General features: G+C 39.9%; 23 protein-coding genes and 1 pseudogene. All 24 read right to left on the bottom strand.

Annotated elements, in window-relative coordinates; all coding sequences use genetic code 11:
• Positions 1-91: 91 nt before the first annotated feature.
• Complete coding sequence (locus JQM82_RS05395; protein ID WP_235249031.1) at positions 92-1,774, bottom strand: recombinase family protein; 1,683 nt, start codon at positions 1,772-1,774, stop codon at positions 92-94.
• A 10-nt stretch (positions 1,775-1,784) separates the two neighbouring features.
• A complete protein-coding gene (locus tag JQM82_RS05400) occupies positions 1,785-3,002 on the bottom strand; it encodes a hypothetical protein (protein WP_235249032.1) in 1,218 nt (405 codons plus the stop codon).
• Positions 3,003-3,086: 84 nt separating this feature from the next.
• A complete protein-coding gene (locus tag JQM82_RS05405; protein ID WP_235249033.1) occupies positions 3,087-5,423 on the bottom strand; it encodes a GmrSD restriction endonuclease domain-containing protein in 2,337 nt (778 codons plus the stop codon).
• A 1-nt stretch (position 5,424) separates the two neighbouring features.
• Positions 5,425-7,386: a DUF262 domain-containing protein gene (locus JQM82_RS05410; protein WP_235249035.1), complete on the bottom strand. Its 1,962-nt coding sequence runs from the start codon at positions 7,384-7,386 to the stop codon at positions 5,425-5,427.
• Between the two features lie 85 nt (positions 7,387-7,471).
• Positions 7,472-7,672 (bottom strand): hypothetical protein, encoded by a 201-nt coding sequence (locus tag JQM82_RS05415; protein ID WP_235249036.1) that lies wholly within the window; start codon positions 7,670-7,672, stop codon positions 7,472-7,474.
• On the bottom strand, positions 7,665-8,744 hold the full coding sequence (locus JQM82_RS05420) for a hypothetical protein (RefSeq protein ID WP_235249037.1): 1,080 nt from the start codon (positions 8,742-8,744) through the stop codon (positions 7,665-7,667). Before JQM82_RS05420 ends, JQM82_RS05415 begins: the two co-directional genes overlap by 8 nt.
• Before the next feature lie 61 nt (positions 8,745-8,805).
• Complete coding sequence (locus JQM82_RS05425) at positions 8,806-9,015, bottom strand: helix-turn-helix domain-containing protein (RefSeq protein WP_235249038.1); 210 nt, start codon at positions 9,013-9,015, stop codon at positions 8,806-8,808.
• A 120-nt stretch (positions 9,016-9,135) separates the two neighbouring features.
• The gene (locus JQM82_RS05430) at positions 9,136-10,755 is read right to left on the bottom strand and encodes a recombinase family protein (RefSeq protein WP_235249039.1); all 1,620 of its coding nucleotides are present in this window, start codon (positions 10,753-10,755) and stop codon (positions 9,136-9,138) included.
• Entirely contained in the window at positions 10,748-12,463 is a 1,716-nt protein-coding gene (locus JQM82_RS05435; RefSeq protein WP_235249040.1) for a recombinase family protein, read from the bottom strand. The genes JQM82_RS05430 and JQM82_RS05435 overlap by 8 nt, the downstream gene beginning before the upstream one ends.
• A 10-nt stretch (positions 12,464-12,473) precedes the next feature.
• Positions 12,474-14,108, bottom strand: a complete 1,635-nt coding sequence (locus tag JQM82_RS05440; protein WP_235249041.1) for a recombinase family protein — start codon at positions 14,106-14,108, stop codon at positions 12,474-12,476.
• A 131-nt stretch (positions 14,109-14,239) separates the two neighbouring features.
• Entirely contained in the window at positions 14,240-14,479 is a 240-nt protein-coding gene (locus JQM82_RS05445) for a DUF6870 family protein (RefSeq protein WP_235249042.1), read from the bottom strand.
• A 144-nt stretch (positions 14,480-14,623) separates the two neighbouring features.
• A complete protein-coding gene (locus JQM82_RS05450) occupies positions 14,624-15,481 on the bottom strand; it encodes an AraC family transcriptional regulator (RefSeq protein ID WP_235249044.1) in 858 nt (285 codons plus the stop codon).
• Between the two features lie 327 nt (positions 15,482-15,808).
• Entirely contained in the window at positions 15,809-15,955 is a 147-nt protein-coding gene (locus tag JQM82_RS05455; RefSeq protein WP_235249045.1) for a hypothetical protein, read from the bottom strand.
• A gap of 610 nt (positions 15,956-16,565) precedes the next feature.
• Positions 16,566-17,093 (bottom strand): annotated as a pseudogene (locus JQM82_RS16480) (GNAT family N-acetyltransferase); the annotation flags it as partial.
• Positions 17,094-17,096: 3 nt separating this feature from the next.
• Positions 17,097-17,669 carry a TetR/AcrR family transcriptional regulator gene (locus JQM82_RS05470; RefSeq protein ID WP_235249046.1) on the bottom strand — a complete coding sequence of 191 codons (573 nt, stop codon included), beginning with the start codon at positions 17,667-17,669 and terminating at the stop codon, positions 17,097-17,099.
• 118 nt (positions 17,670-17,787) lie between these two features.
• The gene (locus JQM82_RS05475) at positions 17,788-18,099 is read right to left on the bottom strand and encodes a TfoX/Sxy family protein (protein WP_235249047.1); all 312 of its coding nucleotides are present in this window, start codon (positions 18,097-18,099) and stop codon (positions 17,788-17,790) included.
• 20 nt (positions 18,100-18,119) lie between these two features.
• Entirely contained in the window at positions 18,120-18,611 is a 492-nt protein-coding gene (locus JQM82_RS05480) for a cysteine hydrolase family protein (RefSeq protein ID WP_235249048.1), read from the bottom strand.
• A 6-nt stretch (positions 18,612-18,617) separates the two neighbouring features.
• Positions 18,618-19,256: a GyrI-like domain-containing protein gene (locus JQM82_RS05485; RefSeq protein ID WP_235249049.1), complete on the bottom strand. Its 639-nt coding sequence runs from the start codon at positions 19,254-19,256 to the stop codon at positions 18,618-18,620.
• 11 nt (positions 19,257-19,267) lie between these two features.
• Positions 19,268-19,618 carry a TIGR04076 family protein gene (locus tag JQM82_RS05490; RefSeq protein WP_178857169.1) on the bottom strand — a complete coding sequence of 117 codons (351 nt, stop codon included), beginning with the start codon at positions 19,616-19,618 and terminating at the stop codon, positions 19,268-19,270.
• 4 nt (positions 19,619-19,622) lie between these two features.
• A complete protein-coding gene (locus tag JQM82_RS05495) occupies positions 19,623-20,015 on the bottom strand; it encodes a VOC family protein (protein ID WP_235249050.1) in 393 nt (130 codons plus the stop codon).
• A complete protein-coding gene (locus JQM82_RS05500; protein WP_235249051.1) occupies positions 20,012-20,932 on the bottom strand; it encodes a helix-turn-helix transcriptional regulator in 921 nt (306 codons plus the stop codon). The genes JQM82_RS05495 and JQM82_RS05500 overlap by 4 nt, the downstream gene beginning before the upstream one ends.
• A gap of 159 nt (positions 20,933-21,091) precedes the next feature.
• Positions 21,092-22,597 (bottom strand): glucosaminidase domain-containing protein, encoded by a 1,506-nt coding sequence (locus tag JQM82_RS05505; protein ID WP_235249052.1) that lies wholly within the window; start codon positions 22,595-22,597, stop codon positions 21,092-21,094.
• Positions 22,597-23,031: a phage holin family protein gene (locus JQM82_RS05510; protein WP_235249053.1), complete on the bottom strand. Its 435-nt coding sequence runs from the start codon at positions 23,029-23,031 to the stop codon at positions 22,597-22,599. Before JQM82_RS05510 ends, JQM82_RS05505 begins: the two co-directional genes overlap by 1 nt.
• Positions 23,032-23,115: 84 nt before the next feature.
• The gene (locus JQM82_RS05515) at positions 23,116-24,516 is read right to left on the bottom strand and encodes a hypothetical protein (protein WP_235249054.1); all 1,401 of its coding nucleotides are present in this window, start codon (positions 24,514-24,516) and stop codon (positions 23,116-23,118) included.
• Positions 24,517-24,522: the final 6 nt, after the last annotated feature.

Here is a 24,522-nt window from a genome sequence, read left to right on the forward strand (position 1 = left end):
GTTACTCTCTGTACAAGTATCTTTTCTTTGTGGTTTTCACCCAATTTGTTGAAACTGAAAAACTCTACAAAGTGCGTAAACTCAAGGATTTCTAGGTATCTTTCCTTTGTAGTCCCACCACAGTCTCAACGGTACTTTCATTGTCCCAACTAAGTTCTTCTGTTTCCGCATCATTAAAATACACCGGGAAACGGAACTTAATGTGCTTCAGGAATCTGCCATCCAGCTGCTCCTGCTCATAAATGTCCACCTGCTCTACAAAACTGCTTAAAAACTCTTTTTTCTCCAAGTCGGTAAACTTATCATACAGTTTATCAAAATACAGTAAGAATTGATAGACGTTATCTTCCGAAATATTCTTCTGTTTGATATTCAGTAATCGGTTCTTTACCTCACTGATACTGTTCTCCACGCCCTCAATTTCATCATACAGGCGGTACAATCTTGTCTCCATATCCTGATATTTTTTCTCATAGAATCGATCTGTAATATCCAGACTGTCCATCTGCTGTCCAAGTCGATTTTTTGCTCCAGTCAGCTGCCGATGCTGTTTCTCCAATTCTTCAATTTCCTTTTCCACTTCCGTTGTGTCAATTCTTGCACCGATTTTCTTCAAAATTGCTTCCTCAAATTTTGGATTCTGCACAAGCCTCCGGATTACTTCCTCTACCGCATCATTCACCTTATCTTCACTCCATTGTTTGCGGTAGCTGCAGTTATGCCCGTCCACCAGCTTCCGATGCTTGCAGGCATAATAGAAATAATCTTTATATGCCGTACCGTCTTTTCTTTTTTTTCGATTGACATTCCCATACATTCCACTGCCACAAAGAGGGCATCTCAAAATGCCGGATAAGATATGCTCATGATCCAGACTATGCGTCTTTTCATACGATACTCCTGTTTTCTGCCGTTTCTGATGTGCCAGTTCCCAATCCTCTTCTGAAATGATACCTTCATGGATGCCATCATTCAGCATATATTCTTCCTGCTTTACAATCCGATATTCATTTCTTGTTCCGGGAACTTTTTCATTCTTTCTCCGACCAAATGCCAGTTTACCACAATAGATTGGATTATCCAGAACACCTTTGATGAATGAAGTTGCAAAAGCATCCAGCGTATTATTCTGTCTCTTTTTCTTTTTATATCCATGCTGATTCAGCCATGATGCAATCGCACTCATTCCCATATTGGTATGAATAAATTTATCAAAAATTAGTCGAATTACCTCTGCTTCGTCCTCTGCAATCTGAAGTTCTCCGTTTACCAACTTGTAACCATAGGGAGCAAAGCCACCGTTCCATTTTCCTTCTCTGGCTTTCTGCTTCCGTCCTTCCATGGTCTGCACCAAAATATTTTCACGTTCAATTTCTGCCACCGCTGACAAAACAGAAATCATCAACTTTCCACTGTCTTTGGAACTGTCAATGCCATCCTCTACACAGATCAGATTTACTCCAAAATCCTGCATCCTCTGCAATGAATTCAAAACGTCCGCAGCATTACGCCCAAAACGGGAAAGCTTAAATACCAGCACAAACTGTACATCGTCCGTACCATCTTCAATATTGTCCAACATCTGCTGAAATTCCGGTCTGCCTTCTACGCTTTTACCGGATTTACCTTCATCTGCAAATTCTTTTACAATCTCCATGTTCTGATACTCGGCATATTTTCTCAGTTTATCTCTCTGTGCATCCAGACTGTAGCCATCCACCTGCATGGTGGTGGATACACGGATATAGATATAGCATTTTGTCTTTTTTTTCATAAGTATCTCCTTATTTTTCTGATAAATATCCCAGTGCAATTTCCAACAATTCCGCTGCAACCTGATGATTCCTGATACGCATTAAATTATCCCAAACATCTACTTTTCCAAGAAGATTCATGCCCCCATGCCATACTAATTCATCATCAATGACAGCAAACCGTTCTTCTACTTCTGTTTTTGTTACTACATTCATTCCTACCAGCTGCATTGTTCTGATTAACTCATGGCATACATCCGAACTTCCATAAACAATCTCTTCCGGATCTGTTGTGATGATAGTTACCTTTACGCTTGCTTCCTGTCTTCCCTTCATCAGGAATAAGAATCGTTCAATCTTGTCCTGTCTGATATCCGGGCTGGAAATTACCACCATTTTTTCTGCCTCCACTATATCCTGTTCAAACTTTTCGGTATAATTTCCGGAATCGAATATTGCATTTATCATCTGTTTCGACTGCAACTCTCCCGTCCATATTGAAAATCCTGTCTTCTTGTATGTTCTTAATCTTTTTGCATACATCTTATCAAAGAAGCGAACATGAGAATCAATATAATCATACACATAAACAGCTTCTTTTCCGGGATAATCTCTATTCAGTCTTCCCACATACTGTTCAAGACGCCCTTCAAAAGACACAGGAGCTGCAAGCATTAATACATCCAGTCTTGGAAAGTCAAACCCTTCTCCTATCTTCTGACCGGTTGCAACTAAAATAAGCGTTTCATTTTCAGGAACCTGCTTTAACCTTACTCGAATTTCTGCATTTTCCTTATCGGAGTTATCACCATATAGAAGAAATACATAATCTGCTTTCTCTTTCAAAGCATCAAATAAAAATTTTGCATGCTCCTTAAACTTTGTCAAAATTACCGGAGTTTGTTTTCTTGCAACACAAGTTAGCACATCGTTTACAATCATTTCATTACGTACCCGACTGGTACTAATCAGACTATACGCTTTATTAATATCATCCTTGCTTTCTGCATTATCGACTACTCTTGTATATCTCGGGACAAAATAATGTCCGATTCCCTGCTCTTGCGCCCTCTCCAACGCAGTAAACCTGTGTCTCAGTGGACCCAGCAACATATAAATGATCCTGTCAAGGCTGTCGCCACGTTTTGGTGTAGCTGAAACACCATACACATACTTCGCATTAATTTTCTGTAATAATTCCATGGATGTATTGGAAGCAGCGTGATGGCATTCATCAGCGTATGTCAAGATAGGTCTAAAACTTTTTTAATGCCATAATTTTGATGGCAGTAAATTAACCCAAAGTACCTACCTTAACATACATCCATTTTGTTACTTCAATGCATTAAAGGTATCTTCAAGGTTTGCATATACCGTTGTGCTTCCGTCTTTCTTGTAAATTGCAAATGTCTTATCTGAACGCCTATATTTTATCTCATAAACTTCTCCGGTGCTCTTTTCTGTAACCTCTATTTGATGATGGATATCTTCCCACCCTTTAGCCTTCTCATATCTAACACTGTATTTTCCCAGACACTCAAGCATACAACAAAGGGCAAATGAATAATATTCCTCATTGTATCCATAAAGACGTGTGCTTCCCATAAGGAAAATATTGTCACCTTCGATTCTTATATATCTTTCCTTTGGCTTATAGGAACTATAATCATGCAAAGCATCCATCACTCCCGGTACACTTATGAAGTATTTTCTCCAATCTGTTATCTTACCGATATCTCTATTACAAATATTAATCAGTCCAGCACAGATGTCGTTAATATCAAACATAGGATCATTGATCAGATCCATTAACATTTTCCGTCTGGTTTTATATATTCCATGCTTCTCATTGCTCTGAATTCTAAGCAAACGTTTCCAACTAATATCTCGGTCAAAGTCTACAAGGAAACTTGAATTGCTACTATCATCCAGATGATAATCTCCCTTACAAAGCAAGGCTCTTCTCAGATTATTAGCAAACGATCTGTTAATACCCACATATTTTTCTTTCTTGGAACCATATTCAAATTCACCAAATATAGATCCATATATCTTCAGATATTTTCTGAAGGCATCCTTGCTATTCTTATCTTCCTCTGCTGTCCAACCATCCATTTCACCATTTTCATATTTTGACAAAATACCAGCAGTTTCAAGAAGGAATCCAATTTGTCCGTTGAAATACTTATTATCTTCCGCATTAAGAATCAATTCCTTCCACTCATCATCTCGCTTCATCAATTTTGCTTTTAGGCATTCTTCTTCAAAACAGTCTGAATCAAAGCCATAGCCTGAATGTTCAGTTATTCCTGCAAGATGACTAATTATATCGGAACTATACGGAAGTAGCCTGCGCACCCCTTTGCTAATGGCCCTTGCATAATCATCACCACCATTGTAGTTGGTTTCCCTACTCAGTGTTGTCATAACTCTCATCCAGTCTTTCAGTTGCCGACCGAATTTATCTGAATCTGCAATAGACGCCTTATTTGTAAGTACAAAGCCAAAATAGGCATCTGCTTGAATTCTGCCTTCATAATCAGAGTCGTGTCTTTCCATTATCCATTTAAACATCTGGGCTTCGTCAAAATATTTATTATTTGGTGCAAAAACAACCTGCTTCTTCCCATCTGTTATAAGGTCAAACAATTCGAAAATATCTACGAAGCTGTTCGCTACCTTCTGCCCATCCCATTTTGCATTATATCCTTGGAATCTATTTATAAACTCAAGCTGACTATAACCTATGATTTCTTTTAACTCCTGTCTTACAGCATCACGACCTACCGAGACCATATGAGCCGCATATTCGTTAATCAGATAATTAATGAACAAGTTCATAATTTTGTCATCATACAACCTCGTCTCAGGTTCTCTAAATGTCCAGAATACATCAGACCATTCTCCATCTAATTTTGCTATATAGTCATCTTTTGGAGTGTCCAATTCATCATTAATATACTTTGACAACTTTGCTTTAAAATTTTCATAGCAAGTAAGATCCTTTCCACGTGCATTTAACTTGATATAAATACTATCTCCAAGATTGTACTCTCCAAGATCAAGGAAATAGAAGTACAGTGGACAGTCATCACCAGCATTTCCAGAGAGTAGGTTAAAGTACTCTGATAGGTTCGCATTCTTAAACAGCGCATGAATAGAATCTAGCATATTCAGCATCGATTTGATGGTAGGATCATTCTTCCAGGATGAACTGAACCAGTTGTTATTGGTAATCTCTTCACTTACAGACTTAACCTCCGAAAGCTTTTTGTCTTTTCTAATAGTAAGCGGCTTGCTAGTCAGATTCTTGCAGAAGTCCCTTGATGTTGTTCGGGTTTCGTATGTAAACTTAGCAATACGTTTATTTGAGCCCTTGTCCATCTTCTTCTCTAACGCAAGCATAAGATACACATGAAGCAGGTAAAGGGTTGTCAGACGTTGCTGTCCATCTATAGGTGTAAAAAGCTTTCCGTTCGCGCTTCCATAAACAAAGTTCAAATCAAGATCCGTCTTTGTATCAAGCGCATTTTTTATGCTCTCCAGAAAATTGTTTCGAATATCCTCGACATTTTCTCTGCCTTGTGCATAATCTCTCTGAATTACCGGTATTTCTATTGAATACTCATCCAGGAGTTCCCAAAATGTTATTTTTTCATTTCCTTCCATTTTAGCTTTCCTCCTTCACATCTTCTATATCTTCTGCCAGATAATCAACTATAGTCTGTACCATTTTATCGAAGTAGTCCTGCCTGTCATGTTTATCCCACAAATACATTTGGGAAACCGTCTTTGAATAGAACTTCAGGAAGACATTCTTCGTGCATAACGGAATAAAACTTTCAATTCCGCTCTTTTCAAGGATTTTGTTTCTCTTGACCGGGAAGATATGGTTTCCGTACCCACGGTTAGTCCTCTGATCCAATAGAGTAAGATTTGAAATTTCATTAATTGGCTTTTCTTCTACTGATGATTCTCCTGAGAAAAATGCAATAACTTTATTATACATTTCATCATACTGAGGTGCGGATTCATCTCCGTATAATTTTTGTGTATAGATATTATCAATTTCAGCCTTAAGATCCTCCGGCATTCCAACATCTGAATCTATATAAGGTTTTGCTTCCTCAAGCCACTCCTCGCGCTCTTTTTTATTCTGAGCCCTATCTGTTGTGACAGAGTGAATATGCTCGATATCCCACTTTTGTCTCTGATAGGCATCAAATGGGAAGCGTGGACTGGAATCCGTATTCTGCTGCATAGAAATTACATTAAATAGCAACAGCATATTTCTGATCTTGTCCTTCTCTGCTTTCTTTCCAGAATACTGCAATGAATTCAGATATTCTCTTACAACCTCTTCTCCGAATTCAAAATCATCCTTATCTGTATCCTCAAATTCAATTTCAGAGATTATTTTCTTCTTTAACTCCATTATAAATTCTGTTTTGGTATGTCCTCGATAAAGATCACATAAATTTTCAAAATACTCCTCAGACTGATTCTCATCCTTAGAAAGTAAGACACCGATCAAATGATACCACTCTCTGTCCTCATACCAGTCTATGAACATGTTATAAAAACTTTCGACCTTGCCCCAGAAATCCTCTAGCATTTTGGAATATTTATAGTCACCAGCAGCCACATACTCCCTCTTCATGTATTCCATTTCACGGTTAAAAATTATAAATGTATAGGTCTCCCTATTTAACTGTTCCTCATTTTCAACGTAAAATTCTGGATACTTCCCAACTCGGCTTTTTATAATTTCTTTGGCCATTATTTGAAAAATCAATTCCATATGGGTATCAATACTACTGAATTTTCCCGAACCAGTAAGGAACCTCCACATATCTTCTCTTTGCAAAGTTGCTTCCATGTTATCCCATGCAGTACTGATCTTAATCTGACTGGCCGTAATTTCTTTTTCTGACTCCCCTTTATAGTTATCTTTCTTAAGAAGAAGAGCCTTGATAAGTTCAGCATTTGTCAGCTTAATCTTGCCCATGTTTATGTTAGTAAATATAATCTCCGGCTTTACGTCACCATTGATTTCGTACCAGATAAAGCGTGTATAGGTTCTAATTTTTTCACGAATCTCAGCGCCGATTGCTTTGTAATCATATGTATCCTCAAGCCATTTCTTTACCGTCAAATAAGCATTTGTGATATGATATGCATCGATGTCTTCTTCATTTAGCGCAACTTCGTCTATGACATCTCCGGAATTTGGATCGAGTTTCACAATCCCTAGAGACTCTAGCCAGTCATGCATCTGAGTCTTATTCTGATAATTCATGACAAAAAGTTTGGCCTTCTCTTTATAGAGCATCTTCTCAATACAAGTTAGAACAATAAAAAGTGTGGTCAGCCTCTGCTGCCCATCTATTACTATCCATCCTTTTTCTTTATCTTCCTTTACAACCAATGGCTGAAGGCAATAAAACCGGCTTTCATTACCTTTTTCATAATCAAACTCGCTAAGGTCATTTAATAACTGCTGAACCTGCGATTCTTTCCATCTATATCCACGCTGATAATTTGGAACAAAGAACTGCATTCCTTGTGGCATTGACTTATTAGCCAGAAGTTCTTCAACTTTTTTTGTTCCCATACTATTACTTACTGACATTTTTCATCCTCCATTATAGTTATTCTTCTTGATTCCACGTAAACATCAAAGTATGTCATAATACTAATGACACAACCCTATTATTCTATCGTTTCACTATCTTAGCTATAGTTTTCACAATCTTACTACTATTCTTCAATAACATTTTACCGCTAACAGCCAGTCCCAGAATACCCGCTGCAGCTACAGGTGACCCGTATTTATTTAAACACCCATCGCACAGACCCAATTTTTCTCCACCTGTAAGTGTTTTACCACAAGCCCAACATTTCTTATCATTACTCATTTTTCGCATCCTCCATGGAAACAACAAGCATTTCCCTTTCCTTCAATAATAATCCTGATTTAATAGTCTCCTGAATATCCTCTCTAAACTTGAGCCAGTAATCTTGTGTATCATCTGAATAAGTCGAATTATTCTGCATCAACACAACTGCTGATTGATTTCTTTTGTTAAGAGGTTTATCCACAAAATCCGAAAGCATCATTTGATAACTTCCTAATAGTTCCTTCGATGTTGCACGGTCTCCCAAATAATCAAGAACTCTCATCTGCACACCAACATACTTTGTTGTTAATTGCAAATCCTGTGCAACATAACCCAAATATGTTTTTATCTGATCAGATCTCCTAAAAACAGGAAAACGAGTCAGTTTGGCCAAATGTTCAGAACTTGTCTTTAGATCTAATCTTGATGCATTTATTGCACTAGACAATTCTTTCGAAGCCTCTATCATATATTTCTTTTGCGCATCTACAGTCTTAGCATTCTGGGCTCTTAGAATAAAATCACGTGCGTTGAGAAATGGCTTTACAATATTATTATTTCGTTCCATTTCTACAAGATAACTTTGTGCTTCAGCAATTGCATCTAATTTTGCAGATATTTGACGCATTTGAATTTGACTTGTTATGCTTCTTGACATTGCCAACGTATCTGGTGTATTAATAACTTTCTTAAGTGTAATATCCTTTATTCTCGTTCCATTTTCATCCAGAATAACTGCCCTTACATTACCTTCAACTTGTCGCGATTCTCCAAGTGTATAGATGCCCTTTCTAAGCTTAGTTTTTATATCCGTTGGGAGATTATCAAAGTCAGGAATAAATCCGTACTTCCCCTGCAAAAGCACATCCGCACCCTGAACCAGTTCCCCTAATATCTGCATATCTGCAACAGGAATTTCTTCCAACACATCTGAAACCACTTGCGTACTCAATTCTGTAGAAAGCTGTTCTATATACAATCCAAAAAAATCACTCATGAGTGCAATATCTGTTCCATGCTTATCTTCTTCCGTAACAAGAATTTCTAATGAATTATCTACAGGTACAATATCTTTTATCTCTTCTGTCATACAATACACCTAACCTTTCTATTCTTCCTATACAAGGCTTTGTATTTTTCGCGAAGAACTCTCATTCTCGCTTCACATAAGTAAGTTCAATATCATACCCCAGTGCTTCCATCATCTGCACAAAAGTCTTATTCACAACGCCATCCTGCTTCTTGATGACACGATTCACATAGGCCTTTGTAGTGTCAATCTCTTCAGCCAACTGCACCTGTGTTTTTCCCTGCTCTATGCATTTTACTTTTACATCAACTTCGATATTGTTTTTTACCATAATTCCAATCCTCAACCAAAAAACAGTTGTCTTATTCGTATAATTTATAGTACATCAAAACTGCCATTTTTTCAATCAAAAAAGAAGCCAGTCAGACTCATCATCCAACCGGCTTCTGCCTTAAATCCCTATGAACTTTCTTACCTCATCCTTAAACTTCCAGACAATCTCCACATGCTCTGGATCCGTAACAACAACCTTTTCAATCAGTTCCTGCACCATTGCCTGTGTCAGTTCATCTGCTCCGGAATATTTCTTCATCACACCAAGTATCTGTGTTAAGCTGTCATCTTTCACAGTTTCCGCTGACTTAAGCTTCTGTTCCAACTCAGCAATCTCATTTTCAAGTTTTTCAGCAATTCTGCCAAGGTCTGCTCTTCTTCTCTGGTACACTTCCTTATCAAGCATACCTGCCATAAACTGATCTACATTTGCAAATCTGTCTGATTCACATTTTTCCTTTTCCTGCTGCAATCTGGAAAGTTCCTCAGCCAGAATCAGATTATCCTGTCTGCTGATACTGTTTTGCTTATCCAGTTTTTTCATAAATGCATCTGTCATATCAAGCAGCTGCCTTATCACTGACCAGACAATCTCATTCAGATTATCCTCAGTAACATATCTCTTGCAGCACCCATCTTCTTCCGTCTGCTCCTTTGCATGAGGACAGGTAAAATACCGGTAGGTAACTCCATTGCGGGAATAAGTCCTATAACTCATCGCCCTTCCACAGGTACCACACTTAACCTTCCGATAAAGCGGATAAGTCTTTGGTATGACCTTCTTCGTCTTTCTCTGCTTACAAAATATCTCCTGTGCTCTCAGGAACTCTTCCTTTGTAACAATCCCTTCGTGCTTGCCTTCCACAATAAACTGTTCTTCCTTCGGCACGGTTGCTGTATGCTTACATCCCACACCAAGCCCCTGTCTTTTATGACCAACGATTGCACCGTAATACATTTCCTGTTGAAGTATGTTCCTAATGTTATTATGATTCCTGCAAACCATATCAGAAGCATCTGCAAATTTCTTCGTTCCCGGATGCTTTCTTCTGTAATACAGTCCTGGAGTTTCAATCCCTCTCTCATTCAGAGTACGTGCCATATCAATCAGACGCATCCCGGCAATAGCCATATCAAATATCTCTCTTACAACTGCTGCTGCCTCAGAATCAATTATCAGCTTATGCTTATCCTTCGGGTCCTTCATAAGACCATATGGTACATGACCACCCAGGTATTTCCCCTGCTTCATCTTCTGGTACTTCGCCGTCTTGACTTTCACGGACAAATCCTTGCTGTAATAATCGTAAACGATATTCTTCATAACAACATCAAGACCGCCGGTAGTACCTTTGTAATCAGCACTGTCATAATGGTCATTGATTGAAATGAACCTCACACCCATAAAAGGAAAGATTCTTTCCAGGTAATCACCCAGTTCGATATAATCTCTTCCGAATCGTGAGAAGTCTTTTACGATAACACAGTTAATCTCACCCTTTTTTATTCTTTCCAACAGTCGCTCAAAGGAAGGCCGCTGGAAATTCGTGCCGGAATACCCATCATCAAAAAACTCATACTGCTCCGAACCGTTCAATTCTGCATTGCCGTTGATGAAATTCTGAATCAGCGCCTTCTGGTGGGAAATACTCTCGCTCTCTGATTTGTTCTCCTTTTTCATCAAATCCTGATCAGCCAGGGACAGACGAATATATTTTCCAATAACCAATTTACTCATTTGCTTCACCTGCCATTTCAGCAATTATCCTGTTGAAGATATTTCTCTGATCACCAAAGTTCAATTCCACTTCTACACGATTATCCTCAAAAATCTTTACAGAGCTGACCAGGTGTTTCACCAACCCCGCATCGATTTCCGTAATATTTTCTGCCTTATGAATTGCCTCCAGCCATTCATTACTCAAAGACAAAATGTCGTCCAGTTGAACTTTCTTTGCCTTTTCCACAGTAAGCTTCCTTTCAATTTCTGCAGCTTCATCATCATATTTCTTCTTGGCAAACTGATACTCAGCCTCATCCAGAATTCCTTCTGCAAAGTTCTCAAACAAAGACTCTCTCTTATTGTTAATCTTCTTCCGTTCCTGCGACAAATAATTTATCTGACCAACATATTTATCAATCAGACTCTTTTCCCTTACAGAGCCACGCATCTGTCTGATAAGTTGCTCCTGTTTTAAAGCTAATTCCAACTGCATGTTAATTGCAGCCAGAACTGCATCAGCCACAACAGGATACCTGATGGAATGTCTTGAGCATCTTGAATAACCACTATCGAGATAGCCGCCGCAAACATACACCGCATGATCCTGATCCACAGGATATCTTTTATCTGTAGGCTTAACAAATCGCATTCTCTTTCCGCAGTCACCACAATAAATCTTGCCCTTAAAATGATTCGTCACAAGTTCCCTGAGCGGAGCATTCTCATCCATCTTTGCCTTAAACTTTTCCGCACGGTCAGCAAACATCTTCTGTACCTTATCGAATAATTCCTGGCTGATAATCGGCTCATGTGCATCCGGCACATATCGCCATTCTTCCTCTGGAGCACGATGCATCTTGATTCCTTCGTATAAAGATTTCGGAATCCTGCCATAAACAATACAGCCGGTATAGGTAGGATTCTTCATAATATCAATGATAGTGCGTCCATGCCATACCGTGTGCTTATACTTCTCTGCTCTCCAGATGCCAAGGTCAACCTTGCGTCTGGCAGGCGTTACCGCTCCCATATCATTGAGTCTTTTACAGATTTCATTATGGGAAACGCCCTCAGCCTTCCACTCAAATATCATTCTCACATAAGGAGCCGTTTCCTGATCAATCTCATATCTGTATGCTACTTCCTTGGATTTCACGTACCCATAAGGGGCAAATGCCGGAAGGAACTCACCTTTCTCCTGTCTTGCCCTGAAGGATGTGATGATTTTTCTTGAAATATCCTTGGCGTACACATCGTTAATCATATTTTTCAGCGGTATCATCAAGGCACTTTCGGCATCATCGCAGTTCAGACTGTCATATCCGTCTGTAATGGAAATAAACCGGATGCCCATGAATGGAAATATCTTTTCCAGATACTCACCAGCCTCTATATAATCTCTGCCAAAGCGGCTCAGGTCTTTTACAAGAACGCACTTTACTTTGCCGCCTCTGATATCATCCATCATCCTCTTGAACTCTGGGCGGTCAAAGTTGGTACCCTTTTCACCGTTATCCTCATAGATGTCATAAAGTTTCAAATCTGTATGCTCTGCCAGATATGCTTTACAAAAGCTGATCTGATTGGCAATAGAATCACCGTCATCATCTTTACCGCTATTCTCAATGGACAGGCGAACATAAGTCGCCGTCGGAAAATAATTACTTATCTGTACCGGTGCTTCGATTACGGCATCAGTGTTTTTTCTGCTCTTTCTTGCCATACCGTACCTCCTACACCGCCATCTGAGATTTCATATCTGCAGGAATGTTGGAAATAGCTGCTATCAGCTTATCCCAGTTATCATGGTATCTGAATACTACATGAATACCCTTGCCTTCCAGAATCTCAATATGGTCTATCAGATCCACAACTACATTTCTGTTAACCTCTGTAATGTTCTGGTACTGCTTAAACACTTCCGTCCATGACAGCTGTTCCCGATTATTATTGACCATCTGCTCACGTTCCGCTTCAATGGCAGCAATAGCCTGTTCCGCTTCCTGTATTTTCATCGCATAGCTTTTCTTAAACAGGAAATATTCATCCTGACCAATCATGCCTTCCTGCAGATTCTCATATAATTTCAACTTGAAGTTCTTATTTCTCTCAATCTCTTCCTTCAGCTTTACAATCTGTGCATCATAATTAAAGACATTCTGCTGATTCTCTGGCAGTGATTCCACCATTTCGAGAAGCTGCTCCGCCTCCAACACCATATCAATATGGCTTTTTACGGCATTCAGTACACTGGCCATAAGAGTTTCTTCATCTATGCTGTGTGTACTGCAGCCCTTTTTAGCCTTTCGTGTAGAACAGATAAAATATGTGTATTCCTTATCCCCGGCGGTGTAATGCTTACGAACCATGTTCTGTCCGCAGTCAGCACATTTCAAATAACCTGAAAACGGATAAACTGTTTCCTCTGCCGGAGCAATGCGGATATCCCTCTGCATAATTCTCTGCACGGTATCAAAATTTCTCCTCGTAATAATCGCTGGATGGGAATCTTCTACACGGCTCCATTCCTCTTCATCCTTAGGCATAACCTTTTTGACCTTGTAGTTCGGAGTACCGCTCTTACCCTGCACAAGAACTCCTGTGTAAATCTCATTGGTAAGAATTCTTGTAACTGATACAGGTGACCACATAGCCTTCTTATGCACCCTAAAATTGGTCTGCACTTTCATCCCAAGAGAAATCTTATATTCCATCGGACACAGAACACCCTGCATGTTCAGTTTGTCTGCGATACGCCCCTGGCTCATCCCTTCAAGCTTCCACTTAAAGATTGCCCTTATCACCTCAGATGCATAAGTATCAATCACAAGCCTATTATGGTCTTCTTCATCCTTCAGATATCCATACACGGCAAAAGCACCAATGAACTGTCCCTTTTTCCTTTTAATCTCCAACTGGGATCTGATTTTTACAGAGATATCCTTGCAGTAGGCATCGTTAATAAGATTCTTAAAAGGAATAATAAGAGAGTCCGACTGGTTCTTATCCAGACTGTCGTAACTGTCATTGATTGCTATAAAACGCACTCCCATAAACGGAAATACTCTCTCAATGTAGTTACCGGCTTCAATATAATTTCTTCCAAAACGGGACAGATCTTTGACAACCACGCAGTTCACCTTACCGGAGCGAATTTCATGCATCATCTCCTGGAATGCTGGTCTGTCAAAATTGACACCGGAATATCCATCATCTGTTTTCTCTGAAACCACATGGATTTCCGGATGCTTCGATAAAAAGTCCCTGATCAGGGCTTTCTGATTTGTGATACTGTCACTTTCCAGCTTATCACCATCATCACGTGACAGCCTTGCATAAATACAAGCGTTGTAGATTTTATTACTCATAACCTTGAATCTCCTTTCTGATATGCTCAGCAAGAAGCAAGGCTTCTCAGCACTTAGTGCCTAAATATTTGACCAAGTTCATCTTAACACACCGAGCATCTATACTTCTATGACATCTGAAATATGGCAAATCACAGATTCCTAAGATAACTTTCCACACAATCCTCCAATGTCACATCTGTATCCAGAAAAGAAGTTTTCACAACTGCATCACCGCATCTAAAGCAGTATGGATTCTTTATCTGCTCCACAAAGCTTCTCACCCTTTCTTCAAGCGGTAATGATCTGTCTATTTTCACATCCCTGATATCAACAAGCGTTTCTCTGTCAACAGTTCTAATATCTACTGCCTTCATTTCTTCAACTGTCATAGGCTAACCCATCCTTCCTGAGAAAACTTCTTCCCAAGTCACAGGCAAAGAAAAACGGCCATATTTTAACTTCAAACGCAAAAAAACCTGCAGATATCTGAAATTAATCAGACACCCGCAGGCTTCCTTACAATTACAGTATTCTTATTTCTTCTTCACAGGAATCCAAATCTCACAATAATAATTCTCATCCTGTGTTCCCTTCTCATACTTTGTTGGATCATCATAATATTCTACGCAGTATCCGGCAGCAAATTCGTACTCTTTAAGAGCAGGCAGCCACTCTGTATAAATCTTAGTATTTACATCCTGAAGAGCATTTGGCATTGCCCCTTTGCAAGGAAATACTGCCCAGTCAAATGCAGGTATAGTTCTTGTAACCAGACCCTCTGGAACATCCTTCTGCGGATTATATGGATCTGCAATCAGGTACTCAAAATTCTCCTGGCTCATTTCTAAATCAATATTGATTCCATATTCACCGCAAATATACTGACCCATTCCTGTCTGAAAATGCTCCTGCCAGAACTGAGGTACAACCTCCTTTGCCCCTTCATAAGGAAATGTCTTTGCATTTGCAATAACAGTAAAAGCATCTTTTTTGATAATCTTGTAATCCATGAGATAGCCTCCCTCTAATGATATTTTTAGTTTCAGAGGAGCAAAGGTTTTTAGCAGCACCTCATCCTTGCGCACGGATGAAGGCGATACCCCATGGAATCTGGTAAATGCTTTGGTAAAACTATCCGGAGAGTCATACCCATACTTCATAGCAATATCAATAACCTTGTCATCAGTAATCAACAGATCGTTGCCGGCAAGGGCAAGCCTTCTGTTACGAATATACTCAGCCACACTGAAACCACAAAGCATTGCAAACCCCTTCTGAAAATAGAAAGGTGAAACTCCGACTGCTTTTGCAATGTTCTCAGCTGAAATATCCTCTGTTATATGATCCTCAATGTACTGAACCGAATCACCGATAATTGACATCCATTCCATAGTTCTTTTCTCCCTTCGCTTGCTCTGAAACTATCTTATCTCATAGGAATTACTTTTTCCCGACATTTCTTGGCTTAATTTGTCCAGTGTGAACAGTTCTATCTGTTTCGGTTCATTGACTCCTTATAATATGTCCCTCTTGTATCGCTGCAAAAGTTGCCGCCAGACACACAAAAATAGCTGAATACGAAACATCAATCAACGATAAAGTAAGCGGCAAGACAAATAACACAGCACCTGTAATTTTATTAGCCAGAGAATGAACTGTCACAAATCGCTTTTGCACCACAAATCCAGAAATAATATTGATTAGCTTTATTACTGCGATCAAGCCTGTCCAAATCCAGATAGCCATACTGAAAAAGAATGATCAATCGGAACACCTGCTAATTCCTCTATCTGGGCATATGTCAATTTAAATTGGTCCTGACCATTTTCAGCTATCCATTTCCATAATCCATCATATTTACTCATCACATAACTCCTGCATCCATCTATCCAAAAATCTCATCTGCTCCTTAGTATGAAACCAGTGTTCTCCGCCCTCCATTACTGTAAGCCCTGCGCCATTATCATTAACAAATTCATTAATCGTATCGATTGACTGCAGGTTATCCGTGCTTCCATACAATATTTCAGTCGGCACATTCCAGTTCATCTTACTATTTCTGACATACTGAAGATAATCCCATGATAAATCATCTCCGAAATCAACCGGAATAATTTTTTTCTCTTCCAGTTCTCTTTCGCTTACTCCTGCCCAAGAAATCATATCAAGTATCAGTTTCTCCAGATTTACAATCGGCGAAATAAAGTATGCTCTTTCAAAATACTCACTAATACCTGCGTTCATAGAAAAATAAGCCCCAATGCTGCCGGCAATAAGAATCATTTCACTATATGTCTTTTTAAGTTCCTTTACCTTATCACCAAATTCTTCCTTGGCCTCCCAGGGATTCTCAGCTTTGTAATCAAACCCATATACGTCATAGTCTCTAAAAAACGGTTTGTAATGTTCCGATTCTGAAGCACTTCCACCTTTTCCATGAACATAAAAAACCAACTTCTTATTCTGATTATCCAACCAGTCTTGTTTTGTAAGAAAAGTGAAATGCTCTGTTCTTACATCTCCCATAAGTTCACACGGTTTATTTTCTTCCGTGTGATGATACACAAAGCCACACTTCTCCTGGCATCGTTTCGATTTTTCATTGCCGTCATAATACCCGCACCACATAGCACTGCAGCCTAAATCCAGAAATGCATGCTTCTGTAATGCTTTGACCGCTTCCGGAATCAGTCCTCGTCCCCAAAATGGTACTCCAATCCAATATCCCACCTCTATCTCATAATCTGCCACAGCAGTATGCGACTGAGCAGGAGGAATTAAACCTATGCTACCTATCGCCACATTATCTTCTTTCAGACACACAGCATATGTTTCATCTGCAGATAACACGTTTTTTATGATTTCAAGGCTATTTTCCACACTTGTATGAACAGGCCATCCTGCAATCGGACCAACCTTTGGATCTTTTGCATATTTATATAAGCTTTCTGCATCCTTCTCCTCCCAGGGACGGAGGATCAGTCTTTCTGTTTCTAATACCATAACCTATTGCTCCTTTATCAACTGCTTTCTAATATGATTCGTTATCGAATCATACACCTCGGGTGTCATACTTACAATTCTGCTCCACATTCGAACACCCTGATAAGCATAGAGAATTACATGAACAATCTCTTTGACATTCACTGTATTGAATTCGCCTCTGACTATTCCATATTCAATAAGATCAGACCATTTCTTTTCACCTATCCTATTGAAATAATTCATCCTATCATTCGAACAGGTACCTGAATATTCATACATTGCCAGAGACAGTGAATCTTCTGAATGCTCCATCTCATTCCTCATCAGCGCAAGTGCTCTGTCAAGAATATCTGTTGCCGCCATCCCATCTTCTATTTCTTTTTGAAAATTCATTTCATCTTTCTGGTTGATTTTCTCAAGAATTGCTTCAAACAATTCTCTTGTGCTTCCAAAATGACTATATAACCCACCTCTGCTCATTCCGGTTGCTTCGCAGATATCTTTCATAGTGATCTTATTAAATCCATCCCTTGCAAACAACTCGTATGCAGTATCTAAAATGCTTTCTCTTGTTCGTTGCTTCTTGCTAATCATATCTACATCTCCATTTTCGACACTGATGTCGGTTTTATTATAGACACCTATGTCGATTTTGTCAAGAAAAAGCCTGCAAGCATCAGGACTCTCATCCCTACACCCGCAGGCTCGAATATTACGTTCTATTTCTTTTTGGCAATTCATCATACATAGCTTCAAACAACTTAACCAGATACTCTCTATCGTCAACATCATCCACCAAAAGCATTCCCTTTGCTCCTTCATAAGGAACTTCCATTTCTGCATTTGGCATTAAATTTACCGCGGCTCTTACTGGTTTTACAAGAAACCTATCATCGTATATTCCACCGATAACTCTCTCACGATAATAAAGGATGTATTCACCCATCATTGCTCTATAGGTTATGTCATCTAGTCCGGACAGCTGTTCCAATATAAAGATTAAATATTCTTTACTTGATGCCATAATTCAATTCACCTTCTTTATTAAGCTGTTATATATTCATCTAATCGTTTTACCTCGCACCCCTTTTCCTCATAATACTTAAGCATTTCATCTACTTTCTTCAGGTCATAACTTGTAACGCAGTCAGATATTACATGCACCAGATAACCTGTCTTGGCCATATTATAAGTGGTTGATTTTACACAGCCAACAGCATCTGCACCACACACATAAAATTCATCAATCTCATTCTTATCAATAAACTCAGTGAATGCTTCACATGTTAAGGCACTGGCTTTCGTCTTTACAAAAATATTATCTGACACTACGTGAAGTTCCGGAGCAAGCTCAGCACCTTTAGTACCAGGCTTAAATGTTCTGGTACCTGCAGAGATATTATTATGCTGAATATATACAATCTGCATCTGATAACTCTGTGCCCAATCAATGGCTGAATTGATCCGATCAATTATACCTCTATAATTTTTTGTAATATCATTTTGAATATCAATAACTACTAATGCCTTGCTCATTTTCTCCTAAGCCTCCTTTTTGCAGATCGGATGTCTGATTACGGTCTTCCATTTTTCCGGAGCAATCTTTCTTGCATCAGACATATAGATTTCGTGATGCAGTCTGGCGTTATTAAAATCATTTCTATATCCGTTCTCTTCGATATATTGATTCATAATAGCTACTGTTGCTGGCTCGTCATCAAAAGATCCATGATGCATAATCTGGACACATAATCCTTCTTCCACAGTTAAATATTCTGCCTTGGAGCAATCCATTTTCTTCTTTGCAGATGCTGCTTTCACCGCCCAGTCAAAATCCGCTTTTGTCACAAAATCAAGAAGTCTGATTACTGATATCCAGTTAAACTCCGCTTTGCTGCAATAATCACAGCCATCTACTCCGTCCTGCCACCAAAAACCTTCCAGCGGTGGCACAACATATTCAAAAAATCCCTCTATCTTATAATCTGACTTGTAACTCATCTTCAAAGTATATGCAATCGCATACAGGATTCCCACAGCCTGCTGATATGCACCGCCTTCCTCATTTGGATTCCCCTTTCCTTTTACTGCAATATAGTTTGCCTTCGGAACCGTCACAATCTCTGGTGTATTCTTTGGCATGTAAAATTCCTTATACTCTTTCTTAAAGTCAAATGCCATATACTTCCCCTTCACTCCTCATAATGCTTGCCGGTATAAAAATTCTCAGCGCCAGTCTTTTTAGCAGTCATATGAAAACAGACACATCCATCCGGACATACGTAATCCTTTTCATTGTTTCCAGTCCCACCTACCAGTGCAAGATTTCCTCCACTTCTGACAGCCTGCATATCTCCGTAAAGAATCTGCATCATTTTCTGACAGATTCCATACCCCTGTTCATTAACAGGGCAACCATATGTACAGGTATATTTATCCCCGATCTCCTCTCCATTTCTGCATAAATGCTCTGTGTGGTTTCCCCGCAGATATCCTGTTACCTCAATCGTAAAAATATACTCTTCATCATACCATTTCTTCATTTATTCACACCTCCTTAAAGGATCCTATTTCAATAAGGTTTCCCTCCGGGTCGCCAATATAGCAGGTTCTCTGACCCCAAGGCTCTGTCGTTGGTTCCATAATACTTTCGGCACCGGCTGCAATTACTTCTGCGTAGGTCTTATCAACCGCTGTATAGTTATCTACGCTGAGCGCAATCTCATAATGTCCATTCACACCTTTACAATACGAAAATGTCCTATTTGTCATTTTTTCGAAATCACTTTTTCGATATAAAAGAAATAGTGTTCCATCCTTTTCAAGAAAGACATTCGAAGTATTCTCATCTTCCTTTATCTCAAACCCCAGAACATCACGATAGAATCTGACCATAACAGCCATGTCATCAACAAAAATTCCAAATCCATCTAATCTCATTTCACTGATTCCTTCCTATATTTTTCTGCAATATCCGTAGCGATACAAAATAGTTTCTGCCTTATGGTTTCAGGTTCAATAATGGTAACCTTATCCCTCATGGTAAGCATCCAGGACAGTACTCCCTCGTCATCAGCGTAATCGTGTTCAAATAGGAGTTTTCCATCCGATAGTTCTGTGAAAGACTCTATTCCATATTCCTCAATTAGGTGCCATTTCATGGATGCATCAAAAATAGCTTTTACTTTCCCCTTTGAAGGAAATACTCTCTCATTTGATAAATCAGGCATTGGCACATCGCTTCTTTTTTCAAAGTTTCTTACGTGTGCTATTTCTGCCATACGATTCAGCTTGAACAGCCTGAAATCATTTCTAAGCAGGCAGTATCCATACACATACCAACTCGACCACTTGAAAACCAGATAGTATGGCTCAATCTCTCTTTCAGAGTTTCCCTTTGGTGCATAATATTCAAATTTCAATATTCTTCCCAGTTCAATTGCATCCTGTATCAGTTCGATTTTAGGTGATATGGAATCCTTATTCCAGGAAGATAAGTCAATAAGAATCGATTCTGAACCACTGACAAACTCTGTGGAACCAGCCTTGATTTTCTCCATAAGCTGACCATAATAATGACTGCCGCTCACACTATCCAAACTCCGAAGTCCGGCCATAATCATTTGCATATCTTTAGATGAGAGAATCGTCCTATCCATTCTGTATCCATCCATTATGCTGATTCCACCACCGATCCCCTGTGATGTAACAATCGGAATTCCAGCTCTGCAAAGATCATCAATATCTCTATTAATTGTTCTTTTTGAAACTTCAAACACTTGTGCCAGTTCCGGGGCAGTCACCTTTTCTTTCTGTAATAGAATAGAAAGAATCCCAATAAGTCTATCTATTTTCATATCGCTTTCACTTCCTAATATATTCTAACATCCACAACACGACATCTGTATGTCATGTTTGTTTCATTATATACAATATTTTTCAAAAAATCAAAAAAGCCCGCAGACATCAGGACTCTCATCCCAACACCGCAGGCTTACTCACATTTTCCTATTCACTTACACCTTCTGACAGTAATCAAGGCTAATCCATCCAGCTCCTGACTTCAATTTTCCCCAGCCTTTATCAGAACCTTTACCTTCTCTGACTTCTACAATAGTGAATGCACCTATTCCAGTGTACTGTCCTGTCTTTGACGTATTCGTTCCGGCACCCTTCCTAATATTCAAATCCGGGATACTTACCTTCACCATGAACGGACAATCCGCATTACTCATGCAATCGCCAGAACCACTGTCTGCAATCTCAGGATACACCTGCTTTCCATTCCAGTCATACACTTCATATCCTGGATGCTTATCAGCCATCGCCTTTGCATTGGCAAAAATGGTATATGCCCCAAGCTGAGAAGTAGCATCCTCCCAACTCTTCCTTACCCTGTAATACTTCACCACATCCGAAGCCTCACCATCCACATCATACTGAGTCAGCTTCCATCTCTCGATAATACTGCAAAGCTTGTCCACATAAGTAGGGCTCGTAGCATAGCCGCCATTTTTTATTATCTGTGCCGCCTTTTTATAATCTGTGCATCCCTTCAAGCCTTCATATCTAAGCTTGCTGCCATTCTTAGCCCCAAGCAGATACGCACTATGGTCTGCAATAGAATCTTCCACGCACCCATATCTTCTGAAATCAGCAGTGATAGTCACATAGCTTCCATCAGCATTCTGCTCCTGAGTTTTCTTGGTATAAACACTCACGCCGTCCCATGTAGAACCTACCCAGGTATTACCGGAAAGAGATTTCTTCATACCAAAGCAGTTATTGGCTCCCTGCGCAAGTTCGCTCTTCCCATACCCACTTTCCAAAATAAACTGAGCCATAGACACGGATGCCAAAATCCCACTCTTCTTCTGATCCGCAGTAAACAAAGAACCGACCTTTGCTACAACCTGAGCCTCAGATAAATTAGCAAACTCTCTTGCCTGCATTCCTGATGGAATCACTTCCGCACTTCCACCGCCAAGCTGAGCAGTAACTTTTGCAGCCAAATCTCCAAGTCTTGCATAAAGCCAGTTACCTGGACAACTCTTATTGGCAAACCATCTGTGAACTGTGATAATCATTTCATCTGACTTCGGCTCATAATTTAAGGTCTTATCCTTATCTCCAAACCAAAGTAGCTTCTTCTTACCATTTCTCTTACAGATATCCACGCAAAGGTCAATTAGTCTGTCATAGACCACCTCATACATGGTATAAGGTTCAACTGTATCAGAAGCACATTCAATTGTAATCGCTCTCTGGTCATTAGCATTGCTGGAAGTACACCAGGAACGGTTCTTCTCTTCCACATACATTCCAACACTGCCATTCTTATCAATCCCATAATTAGAAGAGGCCTGGGTAGATGATTTATAAAACCAATCCCCCAAGCCTTCTGCTGTACACTGTCCTACAACACAGTGCGGTGTAATTCTATCAATTTTCATTGTCCTCTGTCCGGAATGATTCGGACTAAGCTTCGTGTAAGCCACTAAGGAACTATTAGTAAATCCCATTACTGATCACCATCCTTTTTCTCATCGGAAACATCCTCACTTCTCTCATGCAGCTGCTCCAATACCTTCTTAAGCTTCTCTGGAATCGGTAATCCCAAATGTCCGGCATTCTCCAGTAAAGAAATACCCTCATTGCTGAGATAGAAAAAGATCACCGCCGTTCTCAAAATAGAACCATTCCCGATGACCTGCACATCCAACACATTTGCAATTCCTACCAACATAAAGATTAACACCTTCCTGCAGATTCCCTTGAAGCCAACCTCGGAAGAAAGCTTCTTATCGGAAATCGCACACATAATTCCCGTGATGTAATCCGCCACCACAAATAAAAGTAATGCCAGAATCAAACCGTCACACCCTCCCAGGAAATAGCCAAGCCAGCCACCGATTCCCGTAAACACCAACTGCACCATACTCCAAAACTCTTTCATATCCTCTCATCCTCCTTAAAATATGTATAGAAAAAGCAGCTACCCATCTTAGAGCAACTGCCTCATCCCAAAATTCTATCCCTATCAGCTGGCCTCTTCCGTCAGCTCATAGGTAATCTTCATCGTCTTATCCGTAGTCTTCACCACGGCAGTACTCAGATTGTTTATACTGGCCAGATACGGTGTCAACAGAAAGCACATCCTGTAATCTGAGCCATAATTACCGCCCCAGCCAAAGCAGAATTCCTTGTACTGGAAAAGAGGCGTACCCAGATTCAGAAGTCTTGTACTTCCAACAGTCTGTACCACCGTATCATCCGGCTTAATCTGGTAATCCCATCCGATAATCAGGTCATTCACCATAAACAGATAATTCGCACAGGTTCCGGAACCGGTCTGCGATTTTCCCTCTGATGTAAATCCAAAGGGAATCAATGTCACATCCGTGGAATTACTGAGATTGATTTTATAAATGCCTGTATCATCATAAGCAGTAAGATATAAATATCCATTCCGGATAACACCTCTCACAGATCTCTGGGCATAGGTATCCACCTTGAAGCTTCCAATCGCCTTAAGGCAGGCATTGGACAGTGTCCCTATTCCTTCTGTCATGGTGTAATCATCCTTCTTAATTTTCACCCAGTACATCTTGGCATCCCCGGAAGAATTCGCCTGATTGGCAAACCCATACCAGTACCCGTCATGCCCGTCCAGAAAATCCCCATAAGGCGTATAGCTTCCAAGGAACTTAAAGGTACTGCATGGAATGACCTTCTCTTCCAGCAAGTCATTCGTCGTATCATTCAGTCTGTCATTCAGCCCCAGTGTAAACACCGGAAGCCTTCTCTTATGGATGATCACGGAACTATCCTGGAATCGAATATTAATCAGGATATTGTTCTCAAAATCCACCTCCACCGCGCTGAACAACTCCGCAAGCTCCTCCACGGTCTGCGTTTCCAGTCTGGTCTCCATAATCTGGTAAAAAGCAGCCTTGGAATTCTCCATGCTTCCGTAGGCTGCCACACCGCCCTGTTTGGAAGTCAGTGCCACTGCAGCAATGGTTCCATTTCCCTGGCTTGGTGTAAATTCCCACACAAACCGGTAACCATTATCTAATGGCTTACTCTCTGTCAGATTCATGCTTCCCCTTGCCACATCCGTAGTGGCATTGACATCATTGGATGCATAAGCCACAGGAAGCTTTGCCGTGGAAGGATAAATATTGTCCGCATCCTCTATCAATGCTTCCGAATAAAGCAGTATGCCCCCAATCATGTTAGGGCAGATGGGAATCAGGTTATCATTCCAGAGCAGATGCGTATCATACTCCCCTGCCACAGAATAAAAAATACCCATAGGATTCAATCCCAGGATATGATTTACCGCATTCGTCACCATATTCTCTTCCTGTACTCTTTCCACCACTTCCCCGGTGGCGTCATCGATCATCTCGATGACCATATTTCCTTTCAGCTTCATCCTTAC

The organism is Faecalicatena contorta, from assembly GCF_021531995.1.
GTDB lineage: Bacteria > Bacillota > Clostridia > Lachnospirales > Lachnospiraceae > Dorea_A > Dorea_A contorta_A.